The organism is Lysinibacillus sp. A1 (assembly GCF_000801965.1).
Lineage (GTDB): Bacteria > Bacillota > Bacilli > Bacillales_A > Planococcaceae > Lysinibacillus > Lysinibacillus fusiformis.
In genome coordinates this window covers 1-1,686 of the sequence record NZ_JSZM01000034.1, presented here as the reverse complement: position 1 = coordinate 1,686, position 1,686 = coordinate 1, and the positions used below count along the sequence as shown (strand labels likewise).

The following is a 1,686-nucleotide window of genomic DNA, read 5'->3' as shown; positions in this document are numbered from 1 at the left end:
TGAACTGCACCCCGTCAAGTAGACAGTGGAAATAAAAAAATGTATTAAGCGGCTTGAGTCCTGAATTCTAACGGACTCAAGCCGTTTAATCGTTTCTGATAACGATAGTAATTATAAAAATGAATATAATCATCAATCGCTAGTTTTAACTCTTCATATGAATCGTACTTATGTAAATAATACTTCTCACACTTCAATGTGCCCCAAAATGATTCAATTGGTCCGTTATCAATACATCGACCAACACGGGACATACTTTGTGTAATATTGGCAGTTTCCACAATTCGCTTAAATTCCTTCGTTGTATATTGAAAACCTCGATCACTATGTATTAATGGCTGTTCGCCTGATTGTAATGATTGAATAGCTGATTTTATTGTTTTGAAAACAAGGGAATTATTATTCGAATGACCGAACACATAACTCACAATTGAACCATCATATAAATCGATAATTGCACTTAAATAAGCTTTTTTCCCATTTCCATACTTAAACTCTGTGACATCTGTACACCATTTTTCATTTGGCTTTTTCGATGTAAATGCTCGATTTAATACGTTCTCCGCCACATGATGTGCTGGGGATTTACGATAAGGCTTGCGCTTTCTACGAATAACAGACTTCAATCCACTAATCTGCATTAAACGATAAATACGCTTTTCGTTAACCATCGTTTGATTATTTTCTTTTCGCTGACGATTGATTGTCAACGTTGTACGACGATAGCCGTAAATACCATCTACTTGTTGGTAAAGGAGATGAATGTCCTTTAAAATTGCTTCATTTTCAACTTCTCTGTTAGAAGGCTTGCGACTTAGCCACTTATAGTAAGCTGCACGCGAAACACCAGCTATTTCACATAATAAAAGAATCGAAAGTTCTTCCTCTCGATGTAATTCTTGAATCGCTAAATACCGTTGCTGTAGACGTATTTGGCTTAACGATGCCTCCTTTCGATTTCCTCTAACTTTTTTAAAAATAAATTTTCTGCACGTAAACGTTCATTTTCACGTTCAATACGTTGAATCTCTAATTTCAATTTCTCCTCAACGGTTAATTCGACTTCATCTTTTGTGCGACCACGACGATCACGTAATCCCTCTTCACCGTTCGTTTCAAATTTCTTCGTCCATTGATATACCTGTTGATACGAAACACCATAGGTGTGCGCTGCCAACTGATAATTTTTCTGGTGCTTTAAACAGTACTCGACAATCTCAATACGTTCTTCAAAAGTTGTCTTTCTTCCTTCTGTCATAGCTTGACTCATTCCTTTACCTGAATCTTTTATTTCACTATGACTAGTATACTTTTTTACCCAGCTTTTTAAAACGGAGGTACTGCTAATCTCGTATTTCGCCAACACCTCCATCTGTGAATAATCTCGTTGAATGTAGTCCTCCACAGCCGCTAATTTTAACTCTTTTGAATAGAACTTACATGAAGTAGCTTCTTGTAAGCCTTCACGTCCACCTGCCTCAAATTTCATTTTCCATCTATGAAAAGTTTGATGATCTATTGAAAACCTTTCACACAATTCATTGATAGAATAGTGACCTTCTTCGAACAATTGAAGGATATGTAGTTTCAACTCGAGTGGATGTTTGCTTCGCCCCATAAAAAATACTCCCCTTAGATAAACAGATTTTATTTTTTCATCTGTCTACCTAATAGGGAGCATATCAA

Annotated in this window: 1 protein-coding gene; it reads right to left on the bottom strand. The window is 36.2% G+C overall.

Annotated features, from left to right (window positions below; genetic code table 11):
- Positions 1-44 precede the first annotated feature (44 nt).
- Positions 45-1,618, bottom strand: a protein-coding gene (locus PI85_RS24070) for an IS3 family transposase (RefSeq protein ID WP_144422578.1) whose coding sequence is annotated in 2 segments (ribosomal slippage) — positions 45-976 and positions 976-1,618 — 1,575 coding nt in all. Because the reading frame shifts where the segments join, the coding sequence is not laid out codon by codon here.
- Positions 1,619-1,686: the final 68 nt, after the last annotated feature.